Origin of the sequence: Streptomyces sp. AM 2-1-1 (assembly GCF_029167645.1) — a bacterium.
Classification (GTDB): Bacteria; Actinomycetota; Actinomycetes; order Streptomycetales; family Streptomycetaceae; genus Streptomyces.
On record NZ_CP119147.1, the window covers coordinates 638,778 to 655,126 of the forward strand.

At 71.9% G+C, this 16,349-nt stretch carries 13 protein-coding genes, 1 tRNA gene and 2 pseudogenes; 11 read left to right on the forward strand and 5 right to left on the reverse strand.

Going from position 1 to position 16,349, the window contains the following annotated elements; genetic code table 11:
• Positions 1–47: 47 nt before the first annotated feature.
• A pseudogene (locus tag PZB77_RS02680) lies at positions 48–866 on the reverse strand (hypothetical protein); the annotation flags it as partial.
• A gap of 133 nt (positions 867–999) precedes the next feature.
• On the opposite strand from PZB77_RS02680, the gene PZB77_RS02685 reads away from it, so the two are divergent.
• Positions 1,000–1,530 (forward strand): hypothetical protein, encoded by a 531-nt coding sequence (locus PZB77_RS02685; protein WP_275490890.1) that lies wholly within the window; start codon positions 1,000–1,002, stop codon positions 1,528–1,530.
• Between the two features lie 57 nt (positions 1,531–1,587).
• Positions 1,588–2,409: pseudogene (locus PZB77_RS02690) on the forward strand (IS5 family transposase).
• On the opposite strand, the gene PZB77_RS31215 reads toward PZB77_RS02690, so the two are convergent.
• Complete coding sequence (locus PZB77_RS31215; RefSeq protein WP_327270514.1) at positions 2,406–2,966, reverse strand: DUF2750 domain-containing protein; 561 nt, start codon at positions 2,964–2,966, stop codon at positions 2,406–2,408. The pseudogene PZB77_RS02690 and the gene PZB77_RS31215 overlap by 4 nt on opposite strands.
• A 13-nt stretch (positions 2,967–2,979) precedes the next feature.
• On the opposite strand from PZB77_RS31215, the gene PZB77_RS02700 reads away from it, so the two are divergent.
• On the forward strand, positions 2,980–3,252 hold the full coding sequence (locus PZB77_RS02700) for a tyrosine-type recombinase/integrase (RefSeq protein WP_275495891.1): 273 nt from the start codon (positions 2,980–2,982) through the stop codon (positions 3,250–3,252).
• A gap of 117 nt (positions 3,253–3,369) precedes the next feature.
• On the opposite strand, the gene PZB77_RS02705 is transcribed toward PZB77_RS02700, so the two are convergent.
• Both PZB77_RS02705 and PZB77_RS02710 read right to left on the reverse strand, forming a co-directional pair.
• Positions 3,370–3,443 (reverse strand) — tRNA-Pro (locus tag PZB77_RS02705).
• A 50-nt stretch (positions 3,444–3,493) separates the two neighbouring features.
• Positions 3,494–6,145 (reverse strand): AAA family ATPase, encoded by a 2,652-nt coding sequence (locus tag PZB77_RS02710; RefSeq protein WP_275490891.1) that lies wholly within the window; start codon positions 6,143–6,145, stop codon positions 3,494–3,496.
• Positions 6,146–6,264: 119 nt separating this feature from the next.
• On the opposite strand from PZB77_RS02710, the gene PZB77_RS02715 reads away from it, so the two are divergent.
• A complete protein-coding gene (locus PZB77_RS02715; RefSeq protein WP_275490892.1) occupies positions 6,265–6,801 on the forward strand; it encodes a DUF309 domain-containing protein in 537 nt (178 codons plus the stop codon).
• A gap of 90 nt (positions 6,802–6,891) precedes the next feature.
• Positions 6,892–7,332, forward strand: a complete 441-nt coding sequence (locus PZB77_RS02720; protein WP_275490893.1) for a hypothetical protein — start codon at positions 6,892–6,894, stop codon at positions 7,330–7,332.
• Between the two features lie 68 nt (positions 7,333–7,400).
• On the opposite strand, the gene PZB77_RS02725 is transcribed toward PZB77_RS02720, so the two are convergent.
• Positions 7,401–8,219 carry a sulfite exporter TauE/SafE family protein gene (locus tag PZB77_RS02725; protein ID WP_275490894.1) on the reverse strand — a complete coding sequence of 273 codons (819 nt, stop codon included), beginning with the start codon at positions 8,217–8,219 and terminating at the stop codon, positions 7,401–7,403.
• A gap of 376 nt (positions 8,220–8,595) precedes the next feature.
• Here PZB77_RS02725 and PZB77_RS02730 point away from each other — a divergent pair, with 376 nt between their 5' ends.
• The 6 genes from PZB77_RS02730 to PZB77_RS02755 all read left to right on the forward strand — a co-directional run bounded on the left by PZB77_RS02730 (position 8,596) and on the right by PZB77_RS02755 (position 16,343).
• On the forward strand, positions 8,596–9,771 hold the full coding sequence (locus PZB77_RS02730; protein ID WP_275490895.1) for a substrate-binding domain-containing protein: 1,176 nt from the start codon (positions 8,596–8,598) through the stop codon (positions 9,769–9,771).
• 101 nt (positions 9,772–9,872) lie between these two features.
• Positions 9,873–11,246, forward strand: a complete 1,374-nt coding sequence (locus PZB77_RS02735; RefSeq protein WP_275490896.1) for a sugar ABC transporter substrate-binding protein — start codon at positions 9,873–9,875, stop codon at positions 11,244–11,246.
• 136 nt (positions 11,247–11,382) lie between these two features.
• Complete coding sequence (locus PZB77_RS02740) at positions 11,383–12,387, forward strand: sugar ABC transporter permease (protein WP_275490897.1); 1,005 nt, start codon at positions 11,383–11,385, stop codon at positions 12,385–12,387.
• 11 nt (positions 12,388–12,398) lie between these two features.
• A complete protein-coding gene (locus tag PZB77_RS02745) occupies positions 12,399–13,286 on the forward strand; it encodes a carbohydrate ABC transporter permease (protein ID WP_275495892.1) in 888 nt (295 codons plus the stop codon).
• A gap of 73 nt (positions 13,287–13,359) precedes the next feature.
• Positions 13,360–14,394 carry a hydroxyacid dehydrogenase gene (locus PZB77_RS02750; protein WP_275490898.1) on the forward strand — a complete coding sequence of 345 codons (1,035 nt, stop codon included), beginning with the start codon at positions 13,360–13,362 and terminating at the stop codon, positions 14,392–14,394.
• Positions 14,391–16,343 carry a DUF2264 domain-containing protein gene (locus tag PZB77_RS02755; RefSeq protein WP_275490899.1) on the forward strand — a complete coding sequence of 651 codons (1,953 nt, stop codon included), beginning with the start codon at positions 14,391–14,393 and terminating at the stop codon, positions 16,341–16,343. Before PZB77_RS02750 ends, PZB77_RS02755 begins: the two co-directional genes overlap by 4 nt.
• The last annotated feature ends 6 nt before the right edge of the window (positions 16,344–16,349 follow it).

The following is a 16,349-nucleotide window of genomic DNA, read 5'->3' on the forward strand; positions in this document are numbered from 1 at the left end:
CGAGGTAGTTCTGGAAGGCAGTCGGTCGGCGGGGTGCAAGTGCGTTCTCAGCAGGGGGCAGCCCGCTGAGGCGCTCGATGTTGACGGCGATGGCCTTCAGGCGCGTTGGATGTGGGCTCTCCCCTGTCCTCGGTAGCGGCAGCGTCGCATGCCGTGTCCGTGGGCGAACTCGTAGACCGTGTTCTCCGCTCCGGAGCGGATCGCGTAGCGGGCCTTCTATTCCGGCGTCTGCTGCTCTGTTCGGACACGGAGGCGCAGATCGCGGAGTCCTCGCGGGGGAAAGACCACCATGCGGGCTCTGTCTGCGGTGCTGGTGCACTGCGCACGGGTTGGGCAGGGGTGCACTGGCTCTTGGTGACCCTGGCCCCGATCAGCGGGGCCGCGGTGGGTGAGGAGGTCGGGTAGGGGCCGTGCCTGTTGATGTTGCCGTGCGCGCTGGTGTGCAGCCGCACCGGCGGGCGGGACGCGTCCGGGCTGTTCCAGCGGGCGAGAAAGGAGTCGAGGTTGCGCATGGTGTTCGGCGTGCGGGGGCGCCAGCGGGTGCTGGTGCACCAGGCGCCGGCCGGGTGGGCACGCCGCGCGAGGAAGGCGGCGCTGCCGTCGACCATCCGCATCCGGTAGTCGCAGTAGGCGTCCTGGTCCCCGGCCTTGTCGTAGCGCCAGCGGGTGCCGATGCAGCCGCCGCACGAGGTGCGGTAGTCGCAGGTGGTGCACCGGTCCTTCAGCTTCTTGCCCTGGTTCAGCAGGGGAAGCCGGCGCTGCGCGGCGATGATGCCCACCTGGTCGGCGGCCTGGTCGAGGCGGGTGATCTGGGCCTGCGGCCAGGGCAGTTCGTCGCAGCTTCCGAGCCGGCCGTCCGGGTAGAGCGTGAAGACGTGGTCGAACTTGAGGTCGGAGAAGTGGCAGAAGCTGGATCACAGTCCGCGCAGGTGCCGGATGGTGGAGACCGCCGGCTCCAGCTTCAGGCGGGCGAAGTGCCCGGCCTGGATCCAGTGGGTGGTGGCCGGCAACTCGAACATGGACCTCGCCCTGCGCGGCCTGGAGTTGAAAACACTCGGCCCCTACCTGTCAGGCTGGCGGATGCGCGTCGTGCCCGCCCTGGGCCACCTCGCGGTCCGCATGATCACCAACGGTGCTGTCGACCGCACCGTGCATAACTGGATCGCCGACGAGATCAGCCGCTCAACGGTCAACAACACCATCGCCGTCCTGGTCCGCGTCACGGAGCAGGCAGTCCGCGACGGCATCATCAAGGCGAACCCCGCCCGGGTGACCGGCTGGCAGAAGCTCTACAAGCAGGCCGAGGACGAACTCCTCGACCCACGCGCGCTCGCCCTGCCCGACTGGGAAACACTCGTCACAGCGGCCGACGCACTCGTGGCCGCCTCCCACGACGAGTACCGCGGCTGGGGAGACGTGGTCATCTTCGCCGCGTGCTCCGCCGCACGGATCGGCGAGATCTCCGGCTGCCGCGTCGGAGACATCGACACCACCCAGTGGATCCGGACCGTGGGGCGTCAGAACTCCTAACGAAATGATTTCCGAGGTGGTTGGATCACTCCGGGACTGACGATCCGGGGGTGCGGGGTGGCTCGGCCGAAGCCGTGGGAAGTCGATGAAGAGTTGTGGGCGGTGATCGAGCCGCTGTTGCCCAAGGTTGAGCGTCGGGCCCGGGCGCAAGCGGCATCCGGACCGGCTCGTGTTCCAGGGCATCCTGTTCGTCCTGCACACCGGGATCGCCTGGGAACACCTTCCGCAGGAACTCGGCTTCGGCTCGGGCATGACCTGTTGGCGCCGACTGGCCGAGTGGACCGAGGCCGGTGTGTGGCCTCGACTGCACGAGTCCCTCCTCGCCAGGCTCCGCAGCGCGAACGCCCTGGACTTCTCCCGGGCGGCCGTCGACGGCTCCCATATCCGCGCGTTAAAGGGGGCTCCAAGACGGGACGAAGCCCAGTTGACCGGGGCAGGACGGGCAGTAAGCACCACCTGATCACCGACGCCACGGGCATCCCGCTCGCCGCCATCCTGACCGGTGGCAACCGCAACGATGTCACCCAGCTGATCCCACTCCTCCAGGCTGTGCCTCCCGTACGGGGCAAGCGTGGCCGGCCCCGGCGCCGCCCGAACGTGGTGCTGGGTGACCGCGGCTATGACCACGACAAATACCGCCGTCTGGTCTGGGGCCTCGGCGTGAAGCCGGTGATCGCCCGGCGCGGCACCGAGCACGGCTCGGGACTGGGCACTCAACGCTGGGTAGGGGAGCGCGCATTCGCCCACCTGCACTGGTTCCGCCGCCTGCGGATCCGCTGGGAGATACGCGACGACATCCACGAAGCCTTCCTCACCCTCGGATGCGCACTCGTCTGCTGGCGACGCCTGCGCGCTCTGGTGACCGATGCCGTGGGCTAGCTATCTGCCGCTAGCCGGTTAAGGACTTCCCCGGGGGTGAAGCTCCAGCCGACCAGGCGCGGCCCGCTCCAGTTGGTGCCGATCACGAGTCCATCCCTAGCGGCATCGGGCAGTACAAGATCGCACCAGGTGCCCAGGGGCATGGAATCGACCTGGAGCCCATGCCCCCAGATCTTCGCCGCCCTCTGAGCCCGGGGCGAGGTCGACCAGAAGGGAAAACTGCGCGTGCCGTCCGCGGAGAGGTGAGTCGGGCTTCCTTCATCCTTCCGGACAAGCCAGACCACTCTGCTTGTGCGGACGTCTCGGAAGAATGCCGCTGCTTGCGAACCGCTCTGACTCATGGCCACCGAGCCTAGCGTTCCCCAAAGACCCATTTCGTTAGGAGTTCTCAGACCACACCCGTGCCCGGCGGGCTGACCGACAAGGGCACCAAGGGCAAGCGGGCCCGCAAGGTTCCCATCGTCGAGGACGATATGCACCCTAGTCGCCCAGCGCATCCTGTCCGCCGGCCCCAATCCGGACGCCCGCCTGTTCACGGGCCCGCGCGGCGGACGCATCTCCACCGCCGTCCTGCGCAACGCCACACACTGGGACACCGTGGTCTCCAAGCTCGGCTACGAACATCTGCACCGCCACGACCTCCGTCACACCGCAGTCACCTGGTTCGCCGACACTGGGGTCCAAGTACACGTCCTTCGCAGGATCGCCGGCCACGGTTCACTGACCACCACCCAGCGCTACCTTCACCCGGACGTCCACAAGATCACGACCGCCGGAGCGGCGCCCTCGGCCCACTTCAACGTGCTGCGCGCACCACGCTCACTGCCGAGCCCTTCGCCATGACCCGCTGACCTGGTTCAGGACGCCGGACCTCCAGCTGGCCCCCAATTGGTCCCCAAAATGATCAAGGGCCGGTTTCGGATTTCTCCGAAACCGGCCCTGATCTGCGACTCTCTCGAGTCGGGACGACAGGATTTGAACCTGCGACCCCTTGACCCCCAGTCAAGTGCGCTACCAAGCTGCGCCACGTCCCGCTGCGTTTTCTCCCGGTGTGACCGGTCGGCCGCGCAGGGAAAACATTACCTCACTCCGGGGCCCGCAATGACGCGCGTGCCTGCTGGGCACGGTCGGCCAGTGCGGCCGCTCCGCAGGCGACGGCCAGCTTGTGGGCACGGCCCAGCTCCCGCGGGCTGCGGATCGCGAGGCCGTAGTCGTACAGGGCGAGAGCGTGTTCGTACTCCGAGGAGGACGCCTCCAGGTGGCGTACGGCGTCGGCGAGGAGCTTCTCGGCCTCGTCGGCGGGGGCGAAGACGGCGAGGCACCGCAGGGCCTCCCCGATCGCGGTGTCCGTCCCGAAGCGTTCCGCGTGCTTCCGGGCCTGGGCCGCGATCCGAGCGCCCCGGGCCGGGTCCACGTCCACGAGCGCGCGGGCCAGGTCGCCCGCCCAGGGAGCCCAGACGCCGTTGTGCCGCTCGCGGGCCTCCAACGCCAGTCCCGCCGCTTCGAGCTCGGCAATGGCCTCCGCGGTCCGCCCTTCCGCCAGCAGCAGGCGGCCGCTGATGCACGGGGCGTCGGGAAGCACCATGGCGCTGGGGTACGGGTACGGGGCGCCGAACTCGTACTGGTCCGCGACCTCCCTCGCCTCGACCGTGCGGCCGCGGGCGAGCAGGGTGTCGATGAGGAGACAAGCGGCGTCCCAGTGGACCGGGAGGCCCTTGCCGACGCGGTCGGCCAGGCGCAGGCCTTCGGTCAGGAAGCCCTCGGCCTCCGCGAGACGTCCGCGGCGGCGGGCGACGAGACCGAGCAGGGTGTGCGCGAAGGCGAGGTGCGCGCCGCTCCATCCGGAGATCTCGAACGCCCGCATCGCTTCCTCGAACAGGGCTTGTGCCCGGTCGAGCCGATCGGTGAAGGCATAGGTGATGCCGACCATGGCGGGGAACTCGAAGCCCCACTCCGGGTCCGTCCAGCCGAGTCCCCGGGCCGGACGGCCGTCGACGAGCGCGCGTTCGCAGAACGCGACGACGAGTTCGGCGCTCTCGCCCCGCATCATCGCGTCGAAGGCCCGCAGGGTGATCAGGGCGCGCTCGGGGTTGTCCCGGGCGTCCAGGTGGTCCGTGTTCCTCGCGAGCCGGCGCGAACGGGCCGCACCGTCGTCCTCGACCCGCTGCATCCCCTCCCACTGGAAGTGCGCTGCCTGCAGGCGCATCAGGCCCGGCCCCGGAGCGGTACGGGCCGCCTCCGCCGCGAGGGTGTCGCCCGCCTCCTTGAGCTGGTTGTTGTGGGCGAGAGCGGCAGCGAGCCGGAAGGTCGCGTCGACGCGCTGCCGGTCGTCGAGGCCGGGGATGTCGAGTGCGTCCCGCAGGTGGCGCACGGTGGTGGCGGGCGAGGTGAGGAGCGTGGCGCAGCCGAGTTCGTACAGCATCAGTGCGCGGTCCTCGGGCCGGGGCGGCTCCTGGAGCGCGCGTTCCAGACAGCGCCGGGCCGCTTGCGGGGCACCGAGCGCGAGGTGGTGCTCGGCCGCTTCGCGGAGCTGCTTCACCACGCCCTGGTCGTCGTCCGGGTGGACCTCCAGCAGATGCCGCGAGGCTGCCGCGACCCCGTAACCGTCCCTGGTCAGGGCCCACGCCGCACGTCCGTGCATCGCCGTGCGGGTGGCGGACGGGATCGAGTCGTAGATGGTCGAGGCGATGAGCGGGTGGAGGAACTCCAGCGGGTTGAAACCGGTGATGATGCGCGCCTCCCGCAGGCGGGCGGTGCTGTCCGCGGCCTCCGCCGGGCTCATTCCGGCCAGGTCGGCGGCGATCTCCGGCGAGATCTCCGTGCCCAGCACCGCGGCGGCCCAGGCGAACCGGTTGGCGTTGGTGCCCAGACGTTCGAGCCGGGCGACGAGCCCACGTCCCCGGGCGGAGGCGCCGAGTTCACGGAGCTGGCCGGCGGAGTCCTCCACCGGCGGCATCTCCTCGTCCTGCACCTTGGCGACCAGTTCGACCGCCTCGTACGGGTTGCCCCCGGTCACCGCCCAGACCTCACGGCAGAACGGGTCGTCCGCGTGCTCCCCGAGCGCCGCCCGGACCAGGTCGGCGGTCGCGTCCGGGGTGAGCGCGCGCAGCTTGACGCGGACGAGCTTGGCGGGGTCGACCAGCGCCGCCGGGTCGAAGGCACCGTCCCTGCCGCGCTCGGCCATCTCCTGCGGACGGTAGGCCTGGACGGCGAGTAAAGGCAGATCGCCGAGGCTCTCGGTGAACGAGGAGAGCCAGTCGAGGGATTCACCGTCGGCCCAGTGCGCGTCGTCGACGATGAGCAGCAGGGGCCGGTGGCTGTGGCGGACCGCGAGCTGGCGGACGACGTGGTCCAGGCCGTCCCGCACACCCTGGGGGTCGGGCTGCGGGCCGCTGGGCTGGGCGAGTCCGAGGGCGGGGGCGGTGGTCTCGTACCAGTCGCCGAACAGCTCGCGGATCTCGTCGACCGGGATCTGGACGAGCACGGGCTGGAGCAGCTGGCGCACGACGTGGAACGGGACGGACGTGACCGTCTCGCCGGCCCGCGCCGACCAGACGGTGCAACGGTCGGCGGCCATGGCCTGGATCTCCGCCAGCAGCGCGGTTTTGCCCAGCCCCGCCTCCCCGCTGTAGACCAGCAGGCCACCGACGGCCTGCGCGCCACTGAGCGCGTTCACCGCGTCTGCTGCGACGGCGAGTTCGGGATCGCGCTCGTACAACGGCCGGGACGGCTTCATGCTTCCCCTTCCCCCAGGTGATGCGGACAACTGCCGAGCGTAGTCGGCCCGGGGCGGCGCGGGCGGTGGTTCGGACACTTCGCGGTCGGCAAGCCGCAGGTAGGGGGCACAATCAAGCCGTGGACGAGACGCACAGGGACCGTGACACCGAAGGCCGGGCGCGCAACGCGCGCCCCCGGGACGGGCTGGGGCGCCCGCTGCCCTACGGGGCCGAGGGAGTGGGACGCCAGCCTGAGGGCGTGGTGCGTTCCCCCGAGGAGACGCTGCGGGAGGCCCAGCGGCTGCTGGACGCGGGCCTGCCGTTCCACGCGCACGAGGTCTTCGAGGACGCGTGGAAGTCCGGCCCCCAGGAGGATCGCGAACTGTGGCGCGCCATGGCCCAGTTGGCGGTGGGACTCACGCACGCGGCGCGCGGCAACGCGGTGGGGGGTGCCCGGCTGCTGCGCCGGGGGGCGGACGTACTCGACGCCTACCGCACCCGTGATCCGTACGGGATCGGGGTCGACGGACTCATCGGCTGGGCGCTGGAACTGGCGGGGCGGGTGGAGTCCCCGGCCGATACGGGGGCGGCTCCCGCGTCTTCTCCTGCGGACGGTGCGCGCCCGGCGGGAGGCCGTCCGGACGCCGCCGCGGAGGCACCCCGGCTCCGCCCGTGAGACGGTCGGCGGGCGGGACCGGTCCGGGATGCCGTCCGCGTCCGGGCTCGCCGTACCCCCGGCGGCGGACAGCCGTTACGATCCGGCTCCATGAGCACTGCTGACCAGGAACAGGGCCGGGCCGAGACCGAGGAGGGGGTCGCGGACGAGAACCGCGAGGTGAACCGGGACGAAGGCACGGAAGGATCGCGATCGAGGGTCGTCGGAGACGGAGCGACCGAGGACGGCGGGCCCGTGAGAGACACGGCCGAAGAGGAATCCGCAACGCATGAGAGCCGATTGACTCCCCGTCAGGCACGTCGGCTGCGTATCGCCCTCTCCTCGGTGGGCATGGCGGTGATGGCGGTCGTCCTGTGGATGCGCATCGCCAGCCGCTCGTCCGTCCTGGTCGTCGGCGTCTACGGACTCGCGCTGATCCTGTGCGGCGTCGTGATGGAGCTGAGCCGCGCCGGCCGGACCCGACTGGCGAGTTGGCTGCTCGGCATCGGCCTGCTGGCGGCGGTCGGGACGGACTGGCTGCTCCTTCCCTGACCCGGCGCCCGCCACCCTGCCCGGGGAGGTGCGGAATCGGGCGGGGCGGCCGGACGGAGTGCGGCCCGTCAGAGCAGGAGCAGTTGGAGGCCGCCCAGCACCGTCGCGGCGAGCACGATCCGCTCGAAGAGCCGCTGGTCGATCCGGTCCACGCAGCGACGGCCCAGCCAGGCACCGGGCAGGACGAAGAGCACCAGCACGGCGTCGAGCAGCAGCGAGGGACCGTCGATCAGGCCGAGGCCCACGCTGAACGGCACCTTCGTGACGTTGACGATCAGGAAGAACCAGGCGGACGTGCCGAGGAAGCCGAGCTTGCGCATCCCGGAGGAGAGCAGGTAGAGCGACATCACGGGGCCGGCCGCGTTGGCCACCATGGTGGTGAAGCCGCCGAGGACCCCGTAGGCCCCCGCCTGGGCCCGTGCGGTTTTCCGCGCCCGGCGGCCGTCCGGCCCGCCCTCCTCCGCCTCGCCCGCCTCGCCGGCACCGTGGTCCCCGCTCGCCCCGGCCCCGGCCCGCTGCCGCTGCCGCTGCCGCTGCCAGAGGGTGACGCCGACCATGACGAGCAGGATGGCCCCGATCGACGCCCGTACGGCGCCGTCGCCCGCGTACTTCAGGAAGAGCGTTCCCGCCACCAGTCCGACCGCGACGGCGGGGAAGAGCCGCAGCAGGGTGGGCCAGTGCGCGTGGCACCGGTACACGTAGACGGCGAGGACGTCGCCGGCGATCAGGAGGGGCAGCAGCACGCCCGTGGAGGCACGGGCCGGGAGGACCGCCGCGAAGATCGCGAGAGTGATGGTGTTGGCGCCGTTGATCGAGGTCTTCGAGAAACCGACGAGGACGGATGCCGCGGCGAGCACGGCGAGCTGGGCGAGTGTGAGGGTATCCATGGCGGATCGAATGCTAAGACGATCTCCTGGTCGACGGTTTTCGGGCGCGGTGGCCCGGCGTCCCGGGAGAGCAACCCCCGGCGCGGGGCGGCCGGTTCGTCCGGACGGCCACTCGCGCGCGGTCCGTGGTGCGCGGTCCGTGGTGCGCGGCTTCATCGGTACGGGCGCGTCCCGCGGTCCGGGCGACCGGTTGGCGGTGCGAGGCCCAGCGGGCTCCGCTCGGGACGCCGGGGACGAGGGGCCGTCGTCATCGCCGGGGGTTCCCCGGACGCACCCTCTGGCGTCCGGCCGGGGCGATCTGTCTATGCTGCGCGCGCGAGCGCTCGAAGAAGCGCTCAAACGAACACTGCGGCAGTACGGGTAAGGGGCCAACAGCATGCGGGAGCCGGTGGAACTCAGGCGGCAGCGAATCCTCGCGGTGGTGCGGTCGCGCGGGGCGGTGAAGGTGAGCACGCTCGCCGAGGAGCTCGACGTCTCGGTGGTCACCGTACGGCGGGACGTGGAAGAGCTCGCCCGCGCCGGGCGGCTCCGGCGCGGGCACGGTGTGGCGCGGTCCGTCTCCCTGGCGCGGGAGCCGGACCCCGCGCCGGCCGCGTCGCGTGCGGACCCCGTCGAAGGGGGCGGGGCGGTCGCGCTCGTCGTGCCGGAGCGCCATTCGTACCTGTACGAGACGCTGCACGGCGCCCGTTCGGTGCTGGACGAGCACGGTGTCCGGGTCGCGCTGCACATCGCCCCCCAGGCGCGCGGGACCGAACGGCCCCTGGTGGAGCAGGCGCTCGCGGGGGGCGCTCGCGGGTTGCTGATCGCTCCGCGCTGGCGCAGCGCCGCGTGGGAGGAGTCGGACGCCGAGTGGCTCGCCGGGGTGGGGGTGCCGGCGGTGCTGATGGAGCGCAGGCCCCGCGCGGGCAGTGCGCTGCACGCCCTGGACTCGGTCTGCTCCGACCACTGGTACGGGGTCCACCTCGCCGTCGAGCATCTGGTGTCGCTGGGGCACCGCCGCATCGTGCTGGCCGCCCGCGACGACAGCCCGACCGCCCGGAGCATCCGGGCCGCGTTCGCGGAGATCGCGGCCGCGCGGCCGGAGGTGGACGAGTGGCGGATCGTGCTCAGTTCGCCCGACGCGCTCGCCTCGGGCGGCCCGTCGGGAGCCGACGCCCCGGGAGCCGGGACGGGTGAGGAGGCGGGGCGCGGGGGCGCCGCGGGTGCCGCGGTGGATCTGGCGGCGGTGCTGCGGGAGATCCGGGCCACCGGCGCGGTGCTGCACGGTGACGTGGACGCGCTCATGCTGGTCCAGCAGCTCGCCGAGAGCGGAGTGCGGGTGCCCCAGGACTGTTCGGTGGTGGCGTACGACGACGTGGTCGCGGCGCTGGGAACGACGCCGCTGACCGCCGTGTCCCCGCCGAAGGCGGAGATCGGGCGGGCCGCCGCCGAGCTGCTGCTGTACCGGCTGGAAGGTTCCGCGGGAGCGCGGGGGCCGGTACGGCGTACGGAGTTGCTGCCGGAGCTGAAAGTGCGGGGTTCGACGCAGGGGGTGGCTCCCCGCGACCACTGATCGATTGACCGCTTCACATTTCTTCTGATCGATCTATTGACCGCATTCGGTCAGGCGATCAGTATTCCCGTTGTCTCGAACAGGAGCCGCGGGAGGCGCGCATGCCCGATCGACAGAGTCGTCGGTCCGTGCTGGCCACGATCGCCTCGCTGCCGGTGGCAGGTGCGCTCAGCGCCTGCTCCGGCGGCGGGACGTCGGGGCCGGGCACGAGCAGTACCGACACCAGCAAGGTGAGTGACACCCGCACCGGGAAGGGCGGCAAGGTCCGCATCACCTTCTGGTCCGCCCTGCGGGGCAGCCAGGAGGTGGTGGACGCCTTCAACCGGAGCCACCGCACCGTCGAGGTCGATTTCCAGCAGGTCCCTTCGGGCGGCCAGGGCGGTTACGCGAAGCTCAGCAACGCCGCCCGAGCCGGCAACGCCCCGGACGTGGCCACCCTGGAGTATCCGCAGGTGCCCGGCTTCGCCATCGACGGCGTCGCCCGCGACCTCACCGGCCTGGTCAGTGACACCTTGCGATCCCGGCTGCTGCCGCAGGCACTGGGTCTCACCACGTTCGACCAGAAGGTCTTCGCCGTCCCGCTCGACATCGAGCCGATGGTGATGCACTACCGCACCGATCTCTTCGCGGAGTACGGCCTTCATGTGCCGCGCACCTGGGACGAGTTCGCGGAGGCGGCGGCGATCGTGCGCCGCAAGGGCGGGGAGCGGCGGCTCGCCCTCTTCGCCACGGACGGTGCGACGCAGATGGCCGCGTACGCCTGGCAGGCCGGCGCCCAGTGGTTCTCCACCGCGGGAGGCACCTGGAACGTCTCGCTCGCCGACGCCCCGACCCGTCGGGTCGCCGCGTACTGGCAGCGGCTCGTCGACCGGGACCAGGTCTTCATGAACGCCGTGGAGAGCCGGCAGAGCGACGCGCAGATCGGCAACGGCCGGGTCCTCGTCCGCCTCAGCGGCGCCTGGGACGCGGGTGCCCAGATGAAGGCCCGGCCGGGCCAGAAGGGACAGTGGGCCGTCGCGCCGTTCCCGCAGTGGGATCCGTCGGAGCCGTCCAACGGCACGCACGGGGGCTCCACCTTCGCGGTGACGAAGGACAGCGCGCACCCGGAGGCCGCGATGGAGTTCATCGAGTGGCAGGTCTCCCACCCCGACGCGCTGCGCGCCCGCCTCTCCAGCGGGGCGAGCAGCCAGTACCCGGCCGCGCCCGGCCTCGTGTCCGTGGGCAGTCAGGCGTTCGACCGTTCCTACTACGCGGGCCAGGACATCTACCGGGTCTTCGAGGAGCAGGCGCGGATCATCCGGGACGGCTGGGTCTGGGGCCCCCGGATGACCGCCACCGGCAAGGTCATGCAGGACGGGTTCGCCCGGGCGAGCGGTGGCAAGGGGTCGCTGCTGAGCTCGATCGAGGCAGCCCAGAAGGGCACCATGCCCGATCTCCGGGCACTCGGCCTGTCCACCAGCGAGCGCTCCTCGTGAGCCGCGCCCCGGTGCTCCCGCACCGCCGCCCCGGTCCCCCCGGTCTCCCCGGAGGGCGGCGCGCACGCGCCCTCTCCCGGCCCGAGCACCCTTCCCAGCAGACTCTCCCTCCGCAGCAGAGAGGCAGGTGACCACCATGGCCCACACCACCTCCACCCCGCGGCCCGTCCCCGTGGCGAGCGGTACGGGGCGGACCGCGGGTCCCGCGTCCCCCGCCCGCGCGCGGACCGGCCGCGCGACCACCGGGCAACGTGAACTCGGCGCCGCGGGCGTCCTGATGACTCCGTTCTTCGTCCTTCTGGTGACCGTCTTCCTCGTACCGGTCGGCACCGCGGTGTGGCTGAGCTTCTTCAGCGACGACCAGCCCGGCCTCGGCTTCGGTCCCGAGAAGACCGTCTTCGTCGGAGTGCGCGGTTACGTCGCCGTCCTCACCGACCCCACCTTCCTCGGCGGCCTCGGCATCGTCGCGCTGTACTGCCTGATCTACATCCCGCTGATCGTGATCGGCGCGCTCGCGCTGGCGCTGCTGCTGGACTCGGGCGTGGTCCGGTTGCGCGCCACGGCGCAGCTCGCGCTCTTCCTGCCGCACGCGGTGCCGGGCATCATCGCCGCGATCATCTGGCTGTACCTCTACACCCCCGGGCTCAGCCCGGTGATCGACCTGCTCGGCAAGGCGGACATCACCGTCGACTTCCTCGGGGTCCACACGGTGGTGCCCTCGATCGTGAACATCGCGCTGTGGAGCAACCTCGGCTACGACATGGTCGTCTTCTACGCCGCGTTGCAGGCCGTTCCGCGCGAGGTGATCGAGGCGTCCGTCGTCGACGGCGCCGGGCCGGTGCGTACCGCACTCCAGGTCAAGGCACCGCTGGTGCGTTCCTCGATCGTGATGGTCGCGATGTTCACCTTGATCTTCGCACTCCAGCTGTTCACCGAGCCGATGCTGCTCGGCCAGTCCACCCCGATGATCAACTCCCGCTTCTCCCCCAGCATGTACATCTACGACGCCGCGTTCACCCGCAACAACTACGGTCTGGCGGCTGCCGCTTCGGTGATCCTGCTGGCCTTCACGGTCGCGCTGTCCTACGGCGTCACCCGGTGGACCAACCGCGCCGACGCCGTCGAGGAGGCCACCCGATGAGTGCCACGGCCATGGACCGTACCGCCCGCCGCACGTCCCGCGGTTCCGCCTCGGCGGCCCGGCGTCCGGGGCTGACCGGACGCGCCGTCGTCAACCTCGTGGTGGGCCTCTCGGTGCTGTACACCCTGCTGCCGGTGCTGTGGCTGGTGCTGGCCGCCTCCAAGGACCGCGACGCGCTCTTCAAGAGCAACGTCCTCTCGCTCAAGGGCTTCTCCTTCGTCCAGAACCTGAAGGACCTGTTCTCCATGGACGCGGGGGTGTACGGGCGCTGGTACGCCAACAGCCTGCTGTACGCGGTGCTGGGGGCGACCCTCGGCGCGCTGATCAGCGTCGCCTGCGGCTATGCCTTCGACAAGTACCGCTTCCGCCACAAGGAGAAGATGTTCGGACTGGTGCTCGCGGCCGTCATGGTGCCGCAGACCGTCCTGGCCCTGCCGCTCTACCTGATGGCATCCAAGGCGGGGCTGGTGAACACCTTCTGGGCGGTCTTCGTCCCGGTGCTCTTCAATCCGTTCGGCGTGTACCTGGGGCGCATCTTCAGCCAGGGGTACGTGCCCAACGAGGTGCTGGAGGCCGCCCGGGTGGACGGGGCGGGCGAGTTGGCCACCTACTTCAGGGTGGCGCTGCGGATGCTGGGGCCGGGGCTGGTCACCGTGTTCCTCTTCCAGCTCACCGCCATCTGGAACAACTTCTTCCTGCCCATGGTGATGCTCTCGGACCAGGACCTCTATCCGGTCAGCCTCGGTCTGTACACCTGGAACAGCTCGGCGTCGGTCTCCCCCGAGTACTACCCCGTCGTCATCATGGGCTCGCTGCTCGCCATCGTCCCGCTCATCCTCGCGTTCGCCCTGCTCCAGCGCTTCTGGCGGTCGGGGCTCACCGCGGGCGCCGTGAAGTAGCGCGCCGGCCGCGAACGTTCCGGGGACCACCGGCCCCCGGACGTTCGCGCCTGCCGCCCCTACCAGGAGAGACATGCACACTTCCGCTGCCCCCCGCACGTTCCGCCGCCCGCGCGCCGTGCTCGCCATGAAGCCGGACGCGGCGGCGGCGGTGCTGCCGCCGGACGCGCTCGCCGCGCTCGGCGAGGTCTGCGACCTCACACCGCCGCCCGCCCTCGACGACTTCACCACCGACCGGGCCCGCACGGCGCTCGCCGACGCGGAGGTCCTGATCACCGGATGGGGCTGCCCGCCGATCGACGAAGGGGTGCTCGCGGCGGCTCCCGCCCTGCGGGCCGTCGTCCACACCGCCGGCTCGGTGCGCGGCCACGTCACCGAGGCCTGCTGGGCGCGCGGGATCGCGGTCTCCTCCGCCGCCTCGGCCAACGCGCTCCCGGTCGCGGAGTACACCATCGCCATGATCCTGCTCTCCGGGAAGCGGGTGCTGGAGCGGGCGCGGGAGTTCCGCGTGGCCCGCGACCGGGGCGACTGGCTGCGGGTCCCCGACGACGTCGGCAACTACCGCCGCACCGTGGGCATCCTCTCGGCCTCACTGATCGGCCGGCGGGTGATCGAACTGCTGCGCCCCTACGACCTGCGGGTGCTGCTGCACGATCCGTACGTCTCGGCCGAGGAGGCGGCGTCGCTGGGCGTCGAAGCGGCCGGGCTCACCGAACTCTTCGCCCGCAGCGACGTGGTGAGCGTCCACACCCCCCTGCTGCCCGGGACGCGCGGGCTCGTCAGCCGCGAACTGCTCACCTCCATGCGGCCGGACGCGACCCTGATCAACACCTCGCGCGGCGCTGTCGTCGACCAGGACGCGCTCACCGACGTGCTCCGGCAGAAGCGGATCCGGGCCGTCGTCGACGTCACCGACCCGGATCCGCTGCCCGCCGGCCACCCGCTGTGGGAGTGCGAGAACGCGCTGATCACCCCGCACCTCGCCGGATCCCAGGGCAACGAATGGCGCCGGCTTGCCGATCTGGCGACCGGTGAGGTGGCGCGCTGGGCCGCGGGCGACGGCTTCGCCCATCCCGTACGACCAGAAAGGCTGGCCTTCCTCGCATGAGCTCCGCCCCCCTCTCCCCTCCCTTCCACCTCCCCCCCGAGGACCGCACGCTCAGCCCTTTCACCGGTTACACCCGGGCGCACTGGGAGGCCGCCGCGGACGGTCTGCTGCACGCGGCCTGGAAGTGGGCCACCCCCGGCCGCGCCCTGCTCGACCTGCCGGGCCGGCCGTCCGGCTCCGGGGTCCGCTCCGACGGGCTGGAGGGATACGCGCGCACCTTCCTCGCCGCCGCGTTCCGGGTCGTGGGCGCCGGGGGCGACGACCCGCACGGCTGGCTGGAGCGGTACGCGGACGGCCTCGCCGCCGGTACGCGGACGCCGGGGCGCGACGACACCGAGTCCTGGCCGCTCATCCGCGACCACACGGTCTTCGGTCAGCCCATGGTGGAGTCGGCGTCCGTCGCCCTCGGCCTGCGGCTGACCCGTCCGTGGCTCTGGGACCGGCTCGACGCCACCACCCAGGACCGCGCCGAGGAGTGGCTGCGCGGATCGCTGCGTCACACCCCCGCCCCGAACAACTGGTACCTCTTCCCCTACACGGTCGCCGGGTTCCTGGAGTCCGTCGGCCGGGGCGACGCGGCCACGGCGCGGGCCCGGGCCCGCGCGTTCGACCTGCTGGAGGGGTGGTACCGGGGCGACGGCTGGTACGCGGACGGGGACGGGCGGGCCTTCGACCACTACAACGGCTGGGCGCTGCACCTCTATCCGGTGCTGGACGCGCACCTTTGCGGCGACGGGGAACCGCTGGCCCACTACGGCGGCCGGCTGCGCGAGCACCTGGAGAGCTTCTCGCTGATGTTCGGCGCGGACGGGGCGCCGCTGCACTTCGGGCGTTCCCTCGCCTACCGGTTCGCGGCGGGCGCGGCGGTCGGCATGGGTGCGGTCTCCGGACACACCCCGCTCTCCCCGGGTGCTTCCCGGCGGCTGGTCAGCGGTTCGCTGCGGTACTTCCTGGAGCGCGGGGCCACCGGTGAGGACGGGGTGCTGAGCCTCGGGTGGCACGGCCCGCACACCGCGACCCTCCAGAGGTACTCGGGGCCGGCGTCGCCGTACTGGGCGTCGAAGGCGTTCGTGGCGCTGCTCGCCCCGGCGGACCACCCGCTGTGGACGGCTCGGGAGGAGGCCGCCCCGAGCGACGGTCCCGACCGGGTGCTGTCGCTGCCGGCGCCGGGGCTGCTGGTCCAGTCGACCCGGTCGGACGGGATCGTCCGGCTGCACAACCACGGCAGCGACCATGTCCGGCCGCACGAGGGCGAGTCGGCGGCCGAGGCGGACCCGCACTACGGGCGGTTCGCGTACTCCACGGCCACCGGTCCCTCGTCGGCGGCGAACGTCGCGGACAACCACCTTTCCGTCAGCGCCGGCGGGGCCCGGAGCGTCCGCCGCCGGATCCATCCGCTGGGCGCCGGGCACGGGGACGGCTGGGGCTGGGCGGCCTCCTGGCACATGCCGGTCTTCCCGGGGCAGCCGCCGGCCGTCCCCGGACTGCGGGTGGAGAGTGTCACCTTCGTACGCGGGCGTCACGAACTCCGCGTCCACCGGGTCCTCGGCGCCCCGGCGGGTACCCGTCTCGAACAGACCGGCTGGGCGACGGCCCCCGGCGCCTCACCGCACTCCGCCCTGCACGGGCTGCACGGCTGGGAGTCGCGGGAAGAGGTACGCGCCCCGCAGGGCACCGCCTACACCCGGTGGGCGGTGCTGCCCCGGCTGGCCGCCGACGCCGAGGGCACCGCGGTCCTGGTCGCCCTGGCCTCACTCACCGGCGAGACGGATCCGGCGCCGGCGACCGAGGCGGTGAGCGCGGTGGACGTGCCGGCAGGTGACGCGGGCGCCGGGGACACGGTGGAGGTGGTCTGGTCCGAGGACGGCGCGCTCACCCGGATCGCCTTCGGCCCCCGGGCTCCCGCTGCCGCGCCCGTATCCGTGTCGGTGGAGCACGGCACCAGGTGACGCCTC

Bases quoted from the DNA above. Each gene is read 5' to 3' on its own strand.
- PZB77_RS02725 (WP_275490894.1), bottom strand. From the start codon at position 8,219: ATGGATACCCTCACACTCGCCCAGCTCGCCGTGCTCGCCGCGGCATCC.
- PZB77_RS02740 (WP_275490897.1), top strand. From the start codon at position 11,383: ATGGCCCACACCACCTCCACCCCGCGGCCCGTCCCCGTGGCGAGCGGT.
- PZB77_RS02745 (WP_275495892.1), top strand. From the start codon at position 12,399: ATGGACCGTACCGCCCGCCGCACGTCCCGCGGTTCCGCCTCGGCGGCC.
- PZB77_RS31215 (WP_327270514.1), bottom strand. From the start codon at position 2,966: ATGCGTCCGCCGCGCGGGCCCGTGAACAGGCGGGCGTCCGGATTGGGG.
- PZB77_RS02710 (WP_275490891.1), bottom strand. From the start codon at position 6,145: ATGAAGCCGTCCCGGCCGTTGTACGAGCGCGATCCCGAACTCGCCGTC.
- PZB77_RS02755 (WP_275490899.1), top strand. From the start codon at position 14,391: ATGAGCTCCGCCCCCCTCTCCCCTCCCTTCCACCTCCCCCCCGAGGAC.
- PZB77_RS02730 (WP_275490895.1), top strand. From the start codon at position 8,596: ATGCGGGAGCCGGTGGAACTCAGGCGGCAGCGAATCCTCGCGGTGGTG.
- PZB77_RS02735 (WP_275490896.1), top strand. From the start codon at position 9,873: ATGCCCGATCGACAGAGTCGTCGGTCCGTGCTGGCCACGATCGCCTCG.
- PZB77_RS02750 (WP_275490898.1), top strand. From the start codon at position 13,360: ATGCACACTTCCGCTGCCCCCCGCACGTTCCGCCGCCCGCGCGCCGTG.
- PZB77_RS02720 (WP_275490893.1), top strand. From the start codon at position 6,892: ATGAGCACTGCTGACCAGGAACAGGGCCGGGCCGAGACCGAGGAGGGG.